Below are 16,218 nucleotides of genomic sequence, written 5' to 3'. Positions count from 1 at the left end.
TGAATATTTGAATGTCTTTCCGTTATGTATCAAATAAAAAAAAGAGATTTAAAAAAATCTCTTATGTATTCAATTGAACAAGTCCCGCACTTTATCAAAAAAAGTTTTTTCTTTTCCTGAAGGTTCTGCGATCATGTCCCCGTTTTTAATTTGCTTTTCGAAAAATTCCCGCTGTTCTGCTGACAAATGTTGCGGTGTCCAAACATTGATATGAACAAACATATCCCCTTTGCCATAACTGTCGATGCTTGGTAATCCTTTGCCGCTTAATCTGAGGATTTTTCCTGACTGTGTGCCTGCATCAACTTTTATTTTTACTTTTCCGCCCACGGTTGGGATTTCTTTCTGTGTTCCCAAGGCAGCTTCAGCGAAAGAAATGTAGAGTTCCTGGTGCAGATTATCGCCTTCACGCTTAATCGCAGCATCCACTTCTTCTTCCACCACAACCAACAGATCACCAGGATTTCCTCCAAACGGTGCATCGTTACCTTTGCCCCGTACATTCAGCTGAATTCCTTCTCTTGCGCCTGCCGGAATGTTGATGGTGACTTCTTCATCTTCTTTGATCAATCCCTGGGCATTTGCGCCTGCAGGAATTTTATCTGCAATTCTGCCAATTCCCTGACAGGTAGAACAGTGCGTCTGCGTCTGCATCTGGCCGAACATGGTGTTCATTACTTTTACCTGAACACCGCTTCCATTACATGTTGGGCAGGTTTTGGAAGTAGCGCCCGGCGCCATTTTCATTTTCTTGACCTTAATGGTTTTCTGGGTTCCGTTCACCATTTCCTCAAGATTGAGTTTTATTCTTACGCGAAGGTTGCTGCCACGCTGCTGCTGTCTCTGCGCGCCGCCGCCGCCGAAATGTCCGCCGAAAATATCACCAAACTGGCTGAAGATATCTTCCATATTCATTCCGCCACCGAAACCGCCGCCAAAACCTCCACCTCCATTCATTCCGGCATGTCCGAACTGGTCGTAACGTGCTTTTTTATTATCGTCGCTTAAAACTTCGTACGCTTCTGCCGCTTCCTTAAATTTTTCTTCAGCACTTTTATCCCCCGGATTTTTGTCGGGATGATATTTCAGCGCCATTTTTCGGTACGCTTTTTTTATTTCGTCGGCCGAAGCATTTTTAGCAACTCCCAGTACTTCGTAGTAATCTCTTTTTGACATTTTATAGTATGATTAATAAAGATAAAAAGATAACTGAGTGTTTTCAATTACCTTTTTTTTATGAATGTTTTAGTTTCCAGTAACCACTTTTGCGAAACGGATTACCTTGTCGTGCAGTGTGTATCCGGTTTCGATGACATCTACAATTTTGCCTTTCAGGTCTTCTGAAGGTGCAGGAATCTGTGTAATGGCTTCATGAAAATCTACATCGAAACTGTCACCTGGCTTTACCTCCATGGCTTTCAAACCTTTTTCGGTGAGCTTTCCTTTGAATTTCTGATAAATAAGTTCTACCCCCTGTAAATCTGCTTCGTTGCCGGTTTTCGCGATTTCTTTCAAAGCTCTTTCGAAATCATCCAGGATAGCCAGCATGGAAATCATCATGTCCTGATTGGCATACTGGAAGAACTCCATCTTCTCTTTGGTGGTTCTTTTTTTATAGTTTTCGAATTCTGCGAAAAGACGTACGTAACGGTCTCTTTCTTCTGCCAAAAGTTCCTCTGCAGAGGGAGCGGCTGTCACATTCTCGTTAGATTCAGTTTCAGGGTTTTGAATGTTTTCTTCCTGAAGATTTGCATTTTCTTCGTGTATATCTTGATTTTCCGACATAATACTACATTTTAGTACTCATCAATTCACAAAGATTTTGCCAAATAGGGTTTTAGGACAATTAGTCAGTTTCTTACTTTGTACTGAAGCGGTATGAGACACCTGCAGATACAAAATAGTCTGGTGAGATTTCAGAAATTCCTACCCCGGCAGAGGTATCTACCTGAAAATTGTTGCTGATGAGATAAGTGAAGCCCGCATCGAAACGGTGGTCAGCTTTTTCAAATTTATTCAGGTATCCATAAAATTCAGCAAACATGCCCATCTTTTCATCAAATGAATATGAAGTTGAAGCTGTGTAAACTCCTTTAACATCTGGTGTAACACCATTCCATTCCGCACCTAAGTTGTAGCCAAGATTCACTTTATCCGATAGTGTGTGATTAAAAAGTAACCTGAAAGATGGTGCAGTATATGGAGTTTTAAAATTTCTAGAAGCCAGTCTGTTCAATGTCAGTTGCCCCAGAAAAGCGATTGCCGGCATAAATTTTTTTTCCTCCATGATTTTCGCTTTAAATCCTAACGTAACGGGTGAAATTCCGGAATTTCTCTCATGGTATACTGTTTCTGAATTATAATCGGTGCCTACCCTAAGTTCTAAATTTTTATTCACCCCATATTTTATCAATAAAGTGGGTTGAGAAATATTTCTTGATTCAGTATCAGTTTTTTCATAAAAAAATCCTGATTCCAGCTGAAGATTGCTTTTAGGTGTGATTGATGTTGATTCTGTTTGATCGGGTCTGTCGGTCTGGATGGTTTCCTGAGCATATAGAACCTGAGTAACGATTAGAAGCAGTGATGAATATCGTTTTTTCATGATCCAAAAAATGTTTCTACGAGTAAATACAAATTCAATGCAATAATGATGGCGGCAATGATCCAAACTGAGATTTGCAGCCAGGGTTTGTTTACAAATTCGCCCATTTTTAATTTAGATCCTGTAAACATTACCAAAGGAACAACCGCAAAACTCAGCTGCATTGACAGAATTACCTGACTGAGAACCAAGAGATCTGTGGTGCCCTGTTCGCCGTAAATTATTGTAACAATAAGGGCAGGAATAACAGCAATCAACCTCGTAATCAGTCTTCGTAACCAAGGGTTGAGGCGGATATTCAGGAATCCTTCCATCACAATCTGACCAGCCAGCGTTCCTGTTAAAGTTGAATTCTGTCCAGATGCCAGCAGCGCAACTGCAAAGAAAATACTCGCAAATGTGGTTCCTAAAATTGGCGCGAGCATTTTATGGGCATCATGAATATCTGCTACATCCTGGTTTCCGGTGGTATGAAAAGTCGCCGCCGCTACGATTAAAATTGCTGCATTGATGAAAAATGCCAGGAATAGCGACGCTGTACTGTCGATGGTGGCGAATTTTATTGCTTCTTTTTTTCCGAAAGACGTGCGTTCGTAATTCCGGGTCTGGATGATGCTGCTGTGCAAATACAAGTTATGAGGCATAACCGTTGCACCCAAAATTCCAATGGCAATATAAAGCATCGAGGGATTGGTAACGATCTCTTTTTGCGGAACAAGGCTGCTCAGAATCGGGAAAATATCCGGTTTACTTAAAATGATTTCATAAATAAAACAGCCGAGAATAACGAATATTAATCCTGCCACAATGCTTTCCAGATACCGGAATCCTTTTGCCTGGAGAAATAATATCAGAAATACATCAATTACTGTAATTACAACACCCCAGGTGAGCGGAATGCCGAAAAGCAGATTCAGTGCGATTGCGGAGCCAATGACTTCTGCAAGATCACACGCAGCGATGGCTATTTCACAAAACACCCACAGTATAAAATTGGTAGTAGGATTAAAATGATCCCGGCACGCTTGTGCGAGGTCCCGCTCCGCAACAATTCCCAACTTCAAAGAAAGATGCTGAAGAACGATGGCAAATAAATTGGAAATAAGGATCACTGATAATAAAGTGTAACCAAACTGAGCACCTCCGGCGATATCGGTCGCCCAGTTTCCCGGATCCATATAGCCTACTGCGACCATAAGTCCCGGCCCTGCAAAGGCGAAAAGCTTACGCCAAAAACCGGCATCTTTTGGAATATTTATACTTGAAAATACTTCTGGGAGCGAGTTTGAGTATTTTTCTCTTTGCCAGCCTTTATTGATGTTTTTCACAAATGTTAGATTAGGCTAACAAAATTACATAAATATATCTAATTTCCAAACCTGGAATAAAAAAGATCCCGACAAGTTGCCGGGATTTGGTATAATTTGAGGAAGATTATTTCGCAAATCTCACCGCCATTTTTCTGTCGATTGCTCTTTCAGCGTCAGATGCAGTAGCTGCAACGGTAGCGAATTTACTTCCGTAACCTTCAGCACCAATCACCTGAGCGCCAACACCAGCTTTCTCCAGAGCAGATTTTATATAATTTGCTCTTGCAGTAGAAAGTTTTACATTATTTGCTTCGTCGCCAACTTTATCTGTATACCCGCCCACTTTAATTTTTGCATCGGGATACGCTTTCAAAATTGCTACAAGGTTATCCAGCTGAACCTGCGAGCCCGCTTCAAGTTCTGTAGAAGAGCCCATTTTGAAATTTACTTTGTCGAAAGTATACCACGTGTCTTTCAGTACAGCATCATCTGCGGCATTGGTGTATCCGCCGGATTTAAGGAAAGAAATCATTGAATCTTCCATCCCGCCTCTGTATCCTTTCAGTGCAACACCATTCAGATCAATATCTTCATCAACTTTGTTTGTGCTAACCATTGCGGAATCTGTAGGCATCATCGTGGAAACAGAATCTGTTACAACAGCTGTTGAATCTGTCGTTGCGGTTGTCTGTTCTGCAGGTTTGTTGCACTGTTTCCAAAGGAACCACGCGGCAAGTGCCAGCAGCAATAAAGGCAGAAGCCATTTCCAGATAGATCCCGCTTCGTTATCATCTTTACGGTCAACATTTACGTGGGTGTTGCCTCCTCTGTTTACCTCCACTTTCGGTTCATCATAAGAAGTTACCTTCACTTTTTCAGTGGCAACATCGGGAGTACCTCCCCAGTTTCCTAAACCAAGTGAAGCTAACGACAGTCCAGCCGGAAGTAAAGAAGACACTATTCCTTTCTGATCCGAAAGCAGGCCTGACAAGCTGTTTCTGTCGAGATTATGATCTGCAGCATATTTGCCCAATGAGCCTAAGGCAGCACCAGCAACCATATTCAATAATGAACTGGAAGTTGAATTGCTTACCCCTGAATAGCCTGATACCGCATTAATCAGTCCATTGATTTTATCTCCAAAAATTGCAGACAGTACACTGCTAACCAATGAATTATTAGAAGAGCCTCCTAAAAGGTTTCCCAACAAGCCTGTGGATTGCGACCCAGTAATTGCATCCAGCAAGGCTGGCTGATTAGCATTATTGGCCATTCCGCCTACAACCGCCGGCAACAAACCGCTTATTGCTTTGGAAATACCAGATTCGCTTTCTCCGTACTGCGTGGCAGCCTGAGAAACTAATGCCGGACCCAATTGTCCCTTAATAAGATCGATAACGTTTAGTGACATAATAGTTTATTTTTAAATTTAACTTTAACAACAGAAGCAAATATCAATCCAAAGGAGTTGTATTTTATTTTGTTTATATTAAAATTAACATTCTATTACATCATTATTAAAAATAAACCGAAGAACTAGTATGATTTTGCAAATATTACCCGCTGATTTGATGGTTTTCCCGAAATCATTGAAATACCTTCTTCCATTTGATTGTCTAAAGGAATACATCTGATGGTCGCTTTGGTTTCATTTTTAATCTGCTCTTCTTCTTCCGCAGTACCGTCCCAATGAGCAGAAATAAATCCACCTTTTTTCTCCAGAACCTGCTTGAACTCTTCGTAAGAATCTACTTTTGTAATATGTTCGTCGCGGTAGGTTGCTGCCTTTGTATAGATATCTTCCTGAATGATTTTCAGCAGATTTTCGATATAGATATCAAGATTTTCAAGCGGTTTAGTTTCCTTAGTTAAATTATCTCGTCGGGCAATCTCCACCGTTTTGTTTTCCAGATCACGGGCGCCTAACGCGATGCGAACGGGTACACCTTTCAGTTCGTACTCGGCAAATTTCCAGCCTGGTTTGTTCTCTGTACGGTTATCATATTTTACTGAGATTCCTTTAGCTTTCAGTTTAGCCTGAATTTCATAAGCAACTTCGTCAATTTGCTGTAGCTGTTCTTCTCCTTTGAAAATCGGTACAATTACTACCTGAATCGGTGCTAGAGTTGGTGGTAAAACCAAACCTAAATCATCGGAATGCGTCATGATCAATGCCCCCATTAATCTGGTAGAAGTTCCCCAGGAAGTTCCCCAGGCGTGTTCGATTTTCCCTTCTCTGTTGGTGAATTTCACATCGAAAGCTTTCCCGAAATTCTGGCCAAGGAAGTGAGATGTTCCTGCCTGAAGGGCTTTCCCATCCTGCATTAGGGCTTCGATACAGTAGGTTTCATCGGCACCGGCAAATCTTTCTGATTCAGTTTTTATTCCCTTGATTACTGGGATTGCCATGAAATTTTCAGCAAAGTCCGCATATACATGGAGCATTTTTTCGGTCTCTTCAATTGCCTCATCTTTGGTGGCGTGCGCAGTATGGCCTTCCTGCCAGAGGAATTCTGCAGTTCTTAAAAACAGACGCGTTCTCATTTCCCAACGCACAACATTCGCCCACTGATTGATGAGAATAGGCAGATCACGGTAGGACTGGATCCAATTTTTATAAGTATTCCAGATGATGGCTTCGGAAGTTGGCCGTACGATAAGCTCTTCCTCGAGTTTAGCTTCGGGATCAACGATGAGTTTTTTAGGATCTTCAGGATCGGTTTTCAGTCTGTAGTGGGTAACTACAGCGCATTCTTTTGCGAAACCTTCGGCATTTTTTTCTTCAGCTTCAAATAAACTTTTCGGGATAAAGATAGGGAAGTAAGCATTTTCGTGACCTGTTTCCTTGAATTTACGGTCCATCTCGTCGCGCATTTTTTCCCAGATTGCATAGCCATAAGGTTTAATTACCATGCAGCCGCGAACTCCGGAATTTTCTGCCAGATCAGCTTTCACGACCAATTCATTATACCATTTACTGTAATCTTCGGCTCTTGAAGTTAATTTTGCCATTATATTATATCTTTGATTTAACTTTTGTGTAGTACTTGTATCTAATTCTAAAAAGTGTATTTTTACTCAAAAATTTACCACTGTTAATGGTATAATTTTGGTATAAAGTGCAAATATAATTCAAATTAAAACTTTTCACCTTATCATGGAAAAAATTACTTATAAAAATTTACCTCAGATCCTGAAATCTAAAGTGGTTTTAGCGCTTGCCGGAGGTTTAATTTTAATGTCCTGCGGTTCGCAGATGGGTGGTTACAGCGAAACCGACGGAGTATATTACGACCCAAACAGAGATACACTGCCTGAAGGTACTGTGATGAACAGTGGCAACAGGGTAGGTGAATATTATGATTATCAGTCAACAGATGATCAGAATAAATACCTCAATTCTGAAAACAGAAATGAAAGCTGGAAAGACCAGAATTCCGATTGGGGCAATTATGCAGGTACCGATGTTTTTTATAATGATACATGGGGCTATCCGTACGGAATGTATTCAGGTTGGGGACTGAATTTCGGTTTCGGACCTTACTGGGGTTACGGAGGTTATTACAGTCCATGGGGCATGGGATATAATCCGTGGTACGGTTATTACAGCCCATGGTATGGATACTACAGTCCTTATTACGGGTATTATAATCCTTATTACGGTTACAGTCCTTACGGATATTATTCCCCTTACGGATATGGTTACGGAATGGGATATAACAGCTATAATGGAGGATTTACCTATAAGAGAAGCGGTGCAGACGGTGGTTTCAGGAATTCTTTGAGAAACTCCACGCCAAATTCTACCATCAGAAATAATAATTATAATTCCGGCTTCAGAAACGATACGCCAAGAATGAATTCTACACAACCCAACAATCCGAGATACAACCAGCCTGAAAATAGTACTCAGCCACGATTGAGAGCAACTCCAAGGCCTGATTCAACTCCAAGACAGACTACTCCGAGACAAAGCTCTCCGAGCTATAGTGAGCCGAGAATTAGAAGCAATTCAAATGACGGGGGCTTCCGTTCAGGAAGCAGCGGTGGCGGATTCAACAGCGGTTCATCCAATACAAGTTCAGGATCAACCCGGTCAGGCGGCGGTTTCAGAAGATAACTTAAAAAAAACTCATATTTTAAAATGATTAAAAATTCTTTAATAGTTTTAAGCCTTTCTGCTGCATATTTTGCAAAAGCGCAGGATGTTTCAACCCTTAGAAACACAGTTGAAGTGTATTCAAACAGCTCACTGAACGGTTCATCAAAATACAATGCTATGGCAGGTTCTATGGGAGCATTGGGAGGAGATTTTTCGACACTTGCTTCTAACCCTGCGGGTATTGGTGTGAGTATCGCCAGTGAATTTTCGGGAACATTAGGGATAGAAGCCAATAAAAATACCACTACATATGCAGGCAAATCTGCAGATTACAAGGTCAATAATACTGATTTAGGAAATGTTGGAGGTGTGGCCGTTTTTCCTGTGAGCGGCTCTACGCCATGGAAATTTGTGAATGTAGGTGTAAGCTATTCGAATCAGTCGATTGAGAATTACTCCGAAACTCCCGGAAACAGCAATCTCATATATGAAATCAGAGATGCGGACAATGTGCTCGTTGATGAGCTTGCATTTGCCGGTCATGCGTATAACCGATATGGCAACCTCTCCAAAACAAGCATTGGTGTAGGTGGGAATTACGACAACAGAATTTATGTAGGTGCCGGATTGAATTTCCACAACTCGGTTCTCGATCAGTATGATTCTGCAGCTTTTACAGGTAATGACAATGTTACTGATGTTTACGACAAACAGTATACGCCTTTTTCAGAGTCTGCCAACGGTTTCTCGGCTTCTGTCGGAGTAATCGGTAAGATTAATCCACAGTTCAGATTAGGGGCGTCACTGGAAACGCCAACCTGGTGGAGCATTGCAAGAATTTACAGCGAATATGAAAATCCAGTAGACGGAACGTATACCGAAGACCGCAGACTTTCTTCACCTATGAAAGCAACTTTGAGTGCAGCGTACGTACCCAACAAAAATTTTGCTATCAACTTAGATTACTCTTTGGGACTTACAAAACCTAAATATAAAGTGTATGGCGATGCTGAAACGGAATTAAACAGCTTTTTTGATCAAAACTCTAAAAATCTGTCAGAGGTAAAAGTTGGTGCAGAATACCGAATTGCTGCTTTCAGACTTAGAGGAGGTTACGGATTTGCGTCAAGTCCGTTTGATTCGATGTCGATCAGTACATTATCGGATACCGGAACATCAGCAAATACATCTTACGACAATTTGATTTTAGGAAAAAGAAATACTGTGGGTGCTGGGATTGGTTATGATTTCAAATCATTCTTTATCGATGCGGCTTACCAGAATGTAAATTCAGAATACAGCAGCCCGTTTTTGCGGGGTTCTGGAGCAACTAATACGGGATATTTTTCAAACAATTATATTGTTGAATCTGATGCATCAGTAGTTTCAAACGTAAAAAATACTAAAGATAATTTCTTTATAACACTAGGCTGGAAATTCTAAATTTCCGGAATTAAGTGAAATAATGATGGGAGGCTTCGGAGAAATCCGGAGCCTTTTTATTTATTAATGATCATGGAACAAATGTCCCACCAGCGCTAAAATTACACCGCAAATCACCATGAGGATTTTCCACCAGTCAATATTGTGATTTTTGTTGCTTTCGAAGATTATAACCGAGGAAATGTGAAGAAAGATTCCACCTACCAGGGCCAGAAAATAGACTTTAAAATCGGGGTTAAAATAATTTCCGGTAATTAATCCCAGAGGTGACGCAATTGCAAAAAAGGCAATGATCAGCCAGGAAGTCGTAAATTTCTGTTTCTGAATCAGAAATGCGCCCAAAACAAAGGAAATCGGAAGGTTGTGAAAAAGAATTCCCATTAAATAAGGATTGAAAACATCGGTTTCGTTTGCCAGAGGAATTCCTTCCAAAAAGGCATGAATAAACATCCCGATCATAAGTGCTACCGGTAAAATGTTTTTCTCTTCGTGATGATGGTGAAAATGGCCGTGCTCGAATCCTTTTGTGAGATTTTCAAGCAGCATTTGCAAAAGCACTCCGGCGATTACAAAAATACCGATGTTGGAATTTCCTTCGGCATACACTTCCGGGAAAACATCATTAAGACAGATGGTAATTAGAAAACCGGCACTTAAAATCAGGAGATTTTTTGCAAATTTCTGTTTCCCACCAAAATATTTTCCGAGAAATACTCCGGCCAGAACACTTAATATTAAAAGAAAAATAATCATGAATCTTTCTGATTGTGGTTTGTGATAAAATTACCGCTAAAAATTTTTAGTCCGAAATCTTTTTAAAGTTTTCTGAAAACGTTAATACAACGCGGAGAAGTATCCCGATCGAAAGTTCCGAGATTATAATCTCCGTAAGTTTTTACCCTTTCAAATCCAAATTCCGCGGCATAAGAACCAATCTCTTCCAAGGTGTGAAGTTTCACCTTTTCGTAGAAGTGGAAATCCTCGCCCTGATCTTTAAAAACAATATCTTTAATAACATGTTGGTCTTCGATTCTTTTGGAAATATGAAAATCGATGTTGCCTTTTGTGGTTACCGCTTCCGCGACCAAAGTATTTTTCACCCACTTCTCGTTCAGGAAATCAAGAACGAAAAATCCGTTATCTTCCAGCACATCAGCAACAGATCTAAAGACTTTTTTGTCATCATCTTCACTTTCGAAATATCCGAAGCTTGTAAAAAGATTACAAACTGCGTCAACTTTCATCTTCGAGATTTCCGGATATATGGGGTGCCGCATATCATGAACCTTAAACTTTAAAGTTTCGTTTTCGAAAATTTTGTTCTGTGAAATACTTTCTTCAGAAAGATCGAGTCCTAAAACTTCAAAACCCATTTTATTCAGAAAAACAGAATGCCGGCCTTTTCCACAGGCTAAATCAATAATTTTTGAATGTTTCGGGATCTGCAAATCGTTGATTAGCAGCGATATGAAATTTTCTGCTTCTTCGAAATTTCTGTCCTTGTAAAGAATATGATAATAAGGGGTATTAAACCACGTTTCAAACCATGCCATTGTGCAAAAATAACTAAATTTGCATTTCTTAAACTACAAATCACAAAAGATTTCTTATTAAATGACAAAGGCGAATAGAGTTTTGCATGAGAATCACACCAATAAATTATTAAGGTTGAATACCTAAACTCATATGAATACAGAGAACTTACAGATACAGATTAAAACTTTTTTCGGACTCGAAGAAGTATTGGCAGAAGAAATTAAAAAACTGGGCGGTAAGAAGGTTGAGATCAAAAACCGCGCGGTAAACTGCGAAGGCGATCTAGGTTTTCTTTACAAGATTAATTATTCCTCCAGAACTGCGCTCAAAATAATGATTCCGGTGCTCACTTTCAAAGCCTGGGACGAAAGCCGCTTCTACGATAAGCTTTTTGCGTTCCCGTGGGACGAATATATGGATGTTGACCAAACCTTTGCCATCGATGCCACGGTATATTCGGACCGGTTCCGCCATTCGCAGTTCATGTCCCAGAAAATGAAGGACGCGATTGTAGATTATTTCAAATTTCATCACCGCAAAAGACCGAATGTAGATGTTCAGGATCCGGATATTAAATTCCACCTGCATATCGACAGGGAATTGGTAACGATTTCATTGGATTCCTGTGGAGATCCGCTTTTTAAAAGAGGTTACCGTAAAGAACAAGGCGAAGCGCCGATTAATGAAGTGTTGGCCAGTGGAATGCTACAGCTTGCAGGCTGGGACGGAAAAGGTAATTTTCTGGACCCCATGTGCGGATCGGGAACGATTCTTATTGAAGCTGCCATGATTGCCATGGATTTGCCGGCACAGATTTTCCGTAAAAAATTCGCTTTTCAAAACTGGAAAAATTATGATGCAGAACTTTTCCAGAAAATAAAAGAAGTAAGAATCAACCGAATCAAAGAATTCACAGGAAAAATTGTAGGTTACGATTTAGATAATCAAATGTTGAACGCGGCTCATCTCAACATAGAAGCAGCAGAAATGGAAGATGTAATTGAAGTGAGAAGGCAGGATTTCTTCGAATCGAAAAAAGATATGTTCCCGCTGATGATGGTTTTCAATCCGCCTTATGACGAGAGAATTGAAATTCAGGATGATGAATTTTACAAAAAAATCGGCGACACTTTCAAGAAAAATTATCCAAATACTTTGGCGTGGTTTATTTCTTCAGACCTCGATGCAGCGAAGAAAGTTGGATTAAGACCTTCCCGAAGAATCAAACTTTTCAACGGAAAATTAGAATGCCGTTTCCTACAGTTTGAAATGTATGAAGGCACAAAGAAAATTCATAAACTCGAAAATCAGTAAAAGTTTCTCGCTAAATCATTCAGAAATCGGTCCATTGAATTCCATCTCGCTCATCATCGCTATTTATAACCGGAAAGACGAACTTTTCGAGTTGCTCAATTCATTGTCTCATCAAACCGATAAAGATTTTGAAATCATCATTGTTGATGATGGTTCCAAGATTGATCTGCGACCGACGACAGCACTTTTTAAGGAAAGTTTAGATATTCAGTTTTACCGAAAAGACAATTCCGGACCAGGTTTGAGCAGGAATTATGGTGCCAGAAGAGCCAAGAACGACTGGCTTGTCTTTGTAGATTCCGATGTGATTGTCGAAAAAGATTACATCGAAAACATCAAAAAAAATATTACGGAAATTCCCTGCGACGCTTTTGGCGGGGCCGATAAAGCCCACAAAGGTTTCAACCTGATGCAGAAGGCGATTTCCTATTCGATGACCTCAGTTTTCACTACAGGCGGAATTCGCGGAAACAAGAAAGCGGTCACCAAATTTCAGCCCCGCAGTTTTAACATGGGCGTGAGAAAATCAGCGTTCCAGGCCGTTGGCGGATTTTCAGAAATGCGGATTGGCGAAGATCCGGATCTCTCGATGACGCTTTGGGAAAACGGTTTTACAACGGCCTTTTTTGATGATATTGGGGTTTACCATAAGCGGCGCGTCGATTTCGGGAAATTCTCAAAACAGGTCTACCAATTCGGTTGCGCGAGACCTATTCTTAACCAGCGTCACCCGAAATATGTGAAGATTTCGTTTGCATTTCCCTCAGTTTTTCTCATCGGTTACATTTTGGGTTTTATTGAATACTTTCTCTTTCAGAAAGGACTTTTCCTTACGATGTACGGGTTGTATACTGTGCTTGTGTTTTTTCATGCGCTGTATAAGACCAAAAATATCAGCATCGCTTCATTTGCGGTAATTTCCACCTATATCCAGATGTTTTCTTACGGTTATGGCTTTCTGAAATCGTGGATTCTGCTCAATATTTTCCGTCAGAAACCGGAGGACGCATTTCCTTCTCATTTTCACAGGAATTAATTTGGGCGCACATTTCCGGCTTTCACTACTCGCTTTTTTCCGGCGGCGGCGAAGCCGCCGCTGGAAAAAGAGCTCAAACATGCCGTTCAATCCGGGGCGCAGTTCCCTTATCAATAGAAAAATAGTTATTTTTACAAAAAATTCATCATGAACAATTATTTAGAATTCAACTTCACGATATCGCCGCTTCAGCCTTGGAACGAAATCCTGATGGCAGAACTCATCGAAATCGGTTTCGACAGTTTTACGGAGGAACACGAGGGAATTCTGGCCTATATTCAGAAAAACCTTTTTGATGAAAAGCAACTTCAGGAAATCAGTATGTTTTCAAATGAAGCTGTAGAAATTTTCTACACTTACCGCGAAATGCCCAATATCAACTGGAATGAAGAGTGGGAGAAGAATTTCGAGCCGATTAATGTAGAAAATCAGGTGTCGATCCGGGCAGAATTTCACGAAAACCAAAATCTTCCGCACGAAATCATCATTCAGCCGAAAATGTCCTTTGGAACTGGTCATCACGCAACGACCTATCTCATGATTCAGCAGATGCTCGACATGGATTTTGAAAACAAAACCGTGCTCGATATGGGCTGCGGAACTTCGGTTCTTGCCATTTTCGCGAAACAAAAAGGAGCCGGAAAAACCGTTGCCATCGATATCGACGAATGGTCGGTAGAAAATTCAAAAGAAAATGCAGCAAGAAACAATGTAGAACTTGAGATTTCGCAGGGAACCGCCGATAACTTAGGCAACGAAAATTTCGATATTATTCTGGCGAATATCAACCGGAATATTCTAATTTCAGACATTCCGACTTATGTTTCCGTTTTAAATAACGGCGGACAGCTCGTGCTTTCCGGATTATGTTTCTTTGATTTTGATGATATCCTGGAGGTTTGTAATGAGCAGAAACTCACGTTAAAAAGAAAACTGCAGCGCGAAGAATGGGTTTCCCTGCTTCTGGAAAAATAAAAAACCCTGCGCAATGCAGGGTTTCTGTGACCTCGACAGGATTCAAACCTGTAACCTTCTGAGCCGTAATCAGATGCGCTATTCAGTTGCGCCACGAGGCCTTTTTTTAGGTCTGCAAATATAACACTTTTTTATTCCTTTCAAAAAATGAAACGTACTTTTTTTGCATTTTTATTTGTATTTCTGCTTTTTTCGTGTAAAAAGGAGGAAAAATATACGCTTAACGACTGGCAAAAAATTTCGGAAAATGTCGCATTCAAAAGTGTCGGCGATTTTGTAAAGTTAAAATCGGGTAAATTTAATTACAATATTCCTGTTTCGAAACTGCCTTTTAAAAAAGTAATGTTGCTTAATGCAAGTCTGGTAGGGTACTTTACAGAATTGAGTTTAGAAGATAAAATCATCGGAATCTCCAGTCCGGAATATGTTTATTCGGAGAAAATTCATAGTCTCATTTCAGAGGGAAAAATTCAGAACATCGGAAACGAGCAGAAATATGATATCGAAAAAATTATCGCATTAAAACCCGACGCGGTCTTTACGAATTATATTGCAAGTTTCGATAATACCTACGATCTCATTAGAAAAAACGGAATCGAAATTATTTTTCTAGATGAATATTTGGAGCAGAATCCTTTGGAAAAATCCAAATATCTTATGGTTTTCGGAAGACTTTTAGGGCCCGAAGAAGCTTCAGTTGTGCGTTTTAACGAGATTCAGAGTTCCTATGATTCACTGAAAGCTTTGGCACAAAAAGGACAGTACAAACCTGTTGTTCTTGCCAATGAAATGTACGGAAACCAATGGTTCTTACCCGGCGGAAAAACAAATTTAGCAACTTTGATTGCAGATGCAAATGCAAAATATATTAACGCTGCAAACTCCGATTCCAAAGCAGTTCCTTTAAGTTTTGAAGAAGTTTTTGCAAAATCTCAGAATGCTGAATTTTGGGTGAATGTGGGAAACCATAAGACAAAGAAAGAACTATTGCAGATCAACCCGAATTACACGAAAATGAATGTATACCATCACGGAAAACTCTACACCGTGAGCGGGAGAGAGAAGGGAAGTGCGAATGATTTTTTCGAAAGCGGAGTAGTCCGTTCTGATTTAATTCTGAAAGATTACATCAAAATTTTTCATCCCGAATTGCTGCCCAATTATAATTTAACATACCTGAAGCCCCTTAAATAATTAATATTTCTATTTTTGCAGCCTATTATCTCTAATAAAATATGTGGAAGAAAATCAAAAAACTCATCTTTATACTCATTCTCGCGAATATACTTTTCATCGTATGGGGAAAATTCTTTAATCCGCCCGTAACGATTACACAGATTGGCGGTTTGATGCAGTACGGCAAGCTCAAAAGAAATTATGTGTCGTATGAGGAAATGGGTAGCAATGTGAAAAAGGCGGTGATAGCATCTGAAGACCAGGCATTTTTCAGTCATAACGGTTTCGATTATAAGGCGATTGAAAAAGCCATGAAACATAACGAACAGGGCAAAAAACTGCGAGGCGGAAGCACCATTTCCCAACAAACCGCTAAAAATGTGTTTCTCTGGCAGGGCCGAAGCTGGATCCGTAAAGGGCTGGAAGCTGTTTACACTTTCATCATCGAACTTGTTTGGGGTAAAGATGTAATCCTGGAAAGATACCTGAATTCCATTGAAATGGGCCGCGGCGTTTTCGGAGTAGAGGCTGCTTCTGAGTATTATTTCAATAAAAATGCAAAAAACTTAACCAAAAGTGAAGCCGCGTGGATTGCCGCCATTCTACCTAATCCAAAAAAATATGATCCTAAAAATCCATCTTCTTACCTCAAGCGGAAACACAGCTGGATCATGCGGCAGATGAACAATGTCAATTTAAAATAAATTATCTTTGCAGGGAA

The 16,218-nt window shown here is 40.2% G+C and carries 15 protein-coding genes and 1 tRNA gene; 7 read left to right on the top strand and 9 right to left on the bottom strand.

Annotated features, from left to right (window positions below):
• Window positions 1–69: 69 nt before the first annotated feature.
• The 6 genes from dnaJ to proS all read right to left on the bottom strand — a co-directional run bounded on the left by dnaJ (window position 70) and on the right by proS (window position 6,927).
• Window positions 70–1,176, bottom strand: a complete 1,107-nt coding sequence (dnaJ, locus tag CDW55_RS09180) for a molecular chaperone DnaJ (protein WP_088469433.1) — start codon at window positions 1,174–1,176, stop codon at window positions 70–72.
• Window positions 1,177–1,245: 69 nt separating this feature from the next.
• Window positions 1,246–1,785: a nucleotide exchange factor GrpE gene (locus CDW55_RS09175; RefSeq protein WP_088469432.1), complete on the bottom strand. Its 540-nt coding sequence runs from the start codon at window positions 1,783–1,785 to the stop codon at window positions 1,246–1,248.
• 73 nt (window positions 1,786–1,858) lie between these two features.
• Window positions 1,859–2,605 carry a transporter gene (locus CDW55_RS09170; protein WP_088469431.1) on the bottom strand — a complete coding sequence of 249 codons (747 nt, stop codon included), beginning with the start codon at window positions 2,603–2,605 and terminating at the stop codon, window positions 1,859–1,861.
• Window positions 2,602–3,933 carry an Nramp family divalent metal transporter gene (locus CDW55_RS09165; RefSeq protein WP_088469430.1) on the bottom strand — a complete coding sequence of 444 codons (1,332 nt, stop codon included), beginning with the start codon at window positions 3,931–3,933 and terminating at the stop codon, window positions 2,602–2,604. The genes CDW55_RS09170 and CDW55_RS09165 overlap by 4 nt, the downstream gene beginning before the upstream one ends.
• A gap of 106 nt (window positions 3,934–4,039) precedes the next feature.
• Entirely contained in the window at window positions 4,040–5,326 is a 1,287-nt protein-coding gene (locus tag CDW55_RS09160; protein ID WP_088469429.1) for an OmpA family protein, read from the bottom strand.
• Between the two features lie 125 nt (window positions 5,327–5,451).
• The gene (gene proS, locus CDW55_RS09155; RefSeq protein WP_088469428.1) at window positions 5,452–6,927 is read right to left on the bottom strand and encodes a proline--tRNA ligase; all 1,476 of its coding nucleotides are present in this window, start codon (window positions 6,925–6,927) and stop codon (window positions 5,452–5,454) included.
• 145 nt (window positions 6,928–7,072) lie between these two features.
• Here proS and CDW55_RS09150 point away from each other — a divergent pair, with 145 nt between their 5' ends.
• The gene (locus CDW55_RS09150) at window positions 7,073–8,035 is read left to right on the top strand and encodes a prolyl-tRNA synthetase (protein ID WP_228399631.1); all 963 of its coding nucleotides are present in this window, start codon (window positions 7,073–7,075) and stop codon (window positions 8,033–8,035) included.
• 24 nt (window positions 8,036–8,059) lie between these two features.
• Window positions 8,060–9,460 (top strand): OmpP1/FadL family transporter, encoded by a 1,401-nt coding sequence (locus CDW55_RS09145; RefSeq protein WP_088469427.1) that lies wholly within the window; start codon window positions 8,060–8,062, stop codon window positions 9,458–9,460.
• 63 nt (window positions 9,461–9,523) lie between these two features.
• Here CDW55_RS09145 and CDW55_RS09140 read toward each other — a convergent pair whose 3' ends face one another.
• The gene (locus CDW55_RS09140) at window positions 9,524–10,213 is read right to left on the bottom strand and encodes a ZIP family metal transporter (RefSeq protein WP_088469426.1); all 690 of its coding nucleotides are present in this window, start codon (window positions 10,211–10,213) and stop codon (window positions 9,524–9,526) included.
• A 62-nt stretch (window positions 10,214–10,275) separates the two neighbouring features.
• On the bottom strand, window positions 10,276–11,013 hold the full coding sequence (locus CDW55_RS09135; protein ID WP_088469425.1) for a class I SAM-dependent methyltransferase: 738 nt from the start codon (window positions 11,011–11,013) through the stop codon (window positions 10,276–10,278).
• Between the two features lie 133 nt (window positions 11,014–11,146).
• Here CDW55_RS09135 and CDW55_RS09130 point away from each other — a divergent pair, with 133 nt between their 5' ends.
• The 3 genes from CDW55_RS09130 to prmA all read left to right on the top strand — a co-directional run bounded on the left by CDW55_RS09130 (window position 11,147) and on the right by prmA (window position 14,321).
• Window positions 11,147–12,310: a class I SAM-dependent RNA methyltransferase gene (locus CDW55_RS09130; protein WP_088469424.1), complete on the top strand. Its 1,164-nt coding sequence runs from the start codon at window positions 11,147–11,149 to the stop codon at window positions 12,308–12,310.
• A 34-nt stretch (window positions 12,311–12,344) separates the two neighbouring features.
• The gene (locus CDW55_RS09125; RefSeq protein ID WP_088469571.1) at window positions 12,345–13,346 is read left to right on the top strand and encodes a glycosyltransferase; all 1,002 of its coding nucleotides are present in this window, start codon (window positions 12,345–12,347) and stop codon (window positions 13,344–13,346) included.
• A gap of 147 nt (window positions 13,347–13,493) precedes the next feature.
• Window positions 13,494–14,321: a 50S ribosomal protein L11 methyltransferase gene (gene prmA, locus CDW55_RS09120; RefSeq protein WP_088469423.1), complete on the top strand. Its 828-nt coding sequence runs from the start codon at window positions 13,494–13,496 to the stop codon at window positions 14,319–14,321.
• A 27-nt stretch (window positions 14,322–14,348) separates the two neighbouring features.
• Here the strand turns inward: prmA and CDW55_RS09115 are convergent.
• A tRNA-Arg gene (locus CDW55_RS09115) sits at window positions 14,349–14,422 on the bottom strand.
• 46 nt (window positions 14,423–14,468) lie between these two features.
• Here CDW55_RS09115 and CDW55_RS09110 point away from each other — a divergent pair.
• Together CDW55_RS09110 and mtgA are read left to right on the top strand one after the other, a co-directional pair.
• A complete protein-coding gene (locus tag CDW55_RS09110) occupies window positions 14,469–15,515 on the top strand; it encodes an ABC transporter substrate-binding protein (RefSeq protein ID WP_088469422.1) in 1,047 nt (348 codons plus the stop codon).
• Window positions 15,516–15,556: 41 nt separating this feature from the next.
• Window positions 15,557–16,201, top strand: coding sequence for a monofunctional biosynthetic peptidoglycan transglycosylase (mtgA, locus tag CDW55_RS09105; RefSeq protein WP_088469421.1), 645 nt, complete (start codon window positions 15,557–15,559; stop codon window positions 16,199–16,201).
• Window positions 16,202–16,218: the final 17 nt, after the last annotated feature.

The sequence above is a fragment of the Chryseobacterium sp. VAUSW3 genome (assembly GCF_002205795.1).
GTDB classification, from domain to species: domain Bacteria; phylum Bacteroidota; class Bacteroidia; order Flavobacteriales; family Weeksellaceae; genus Kaistella; species Kaistella yananensis.
Note: the sequence above shows the minus strand (reverse complement) of the source record. Positions and strands in the feature narration are given on the sequence as shown.

Coding starts and splice junctions, on each gene's coding strand:
- dnaJ (WP_088469433.1), bottom strand. CDS start 1,176: ATGTCAAAAAGAGATTACTACGAAGTACTGGGAGTTGCTAAAAATGCT.
- CDW55_RS09175 (WP_088469432.1), bottom strand. CDS start 1,785: ATGTCGGAAAATCAAGATATACACGAAGAAAATGCAAATCTTCAGGAA.
- CDW55_RS09170 (WP_088469431.1), bottom strand. CDS start 2,605: ATGAAAAAACGATATTCATCACTGCTTCTAATCGTTACTCAGGTTCTA.
- CDW55_RS09160 (WP_088469429.1), bottom strand. CDS start 5,326: ATGTCACTAAACGTTATCGATCTTATTAAGGGACAATTGGGTCCGGCA.
- proS (WP_088469428.1), bottom strand. CDS start 6,927: ATGGCAAAATTAACTTCAAGAGCCGAAGATTACAGTAAATGGTATAAT.
- CDW55_RS09150 (WP_228399631.1), top strand. CDS start 7,073: ATGGAAAAAATTACTTATAAAAATTTACCTCAGATCCTGAAATCTAAA.
- CDW55_RS09145 (WP_088469427.1), top strand. CDS start 8,060: ATGATTAAAAATTCTTTAATAGTTTTAAGCCTTTCTGCTGCATATTTT.
- CDW55_RS09140 (WP_088469426.1), bottom strand. CDS start 10,213: ATGATTATTTTTCTTTTAATATTAAGTGTTCTGGCCGGAGTATTTCTC.
- CDW55_RS09135 (WP_088469425.1), bottom strand. CDS start 11,013: ATGGCATGGTTTGAAACGTGGTTTAATACCCCTTATTATCATATTCTT.
- CDW55_RS09130 (WP_088469424.1), top strand. CDS start 11,147: ATGAATACAGAGAACTTACAGATACAGATTAAAACTTTTTTCGGACTC.
- prmA (WP_088469423.1), top strand. CDS start 13,494: ATGAACAATTATTTAGAATTCAACTTCACGATATCGCCGCTTCAGCCT.
- CDW55_RS09110 (WP_088469422.1), top strand. CDS start 14,469: ATGAAACGTACTTTTTTTGCATTTTTATTTGTATTTCTGCTTTTTTCG.
- mtgA (WP_088469421.1), top strand. CDS start 15,557: ATGTGGAAGAAAATCAAAAAACTCATCTTTATACTCATTCTCGCGAAT.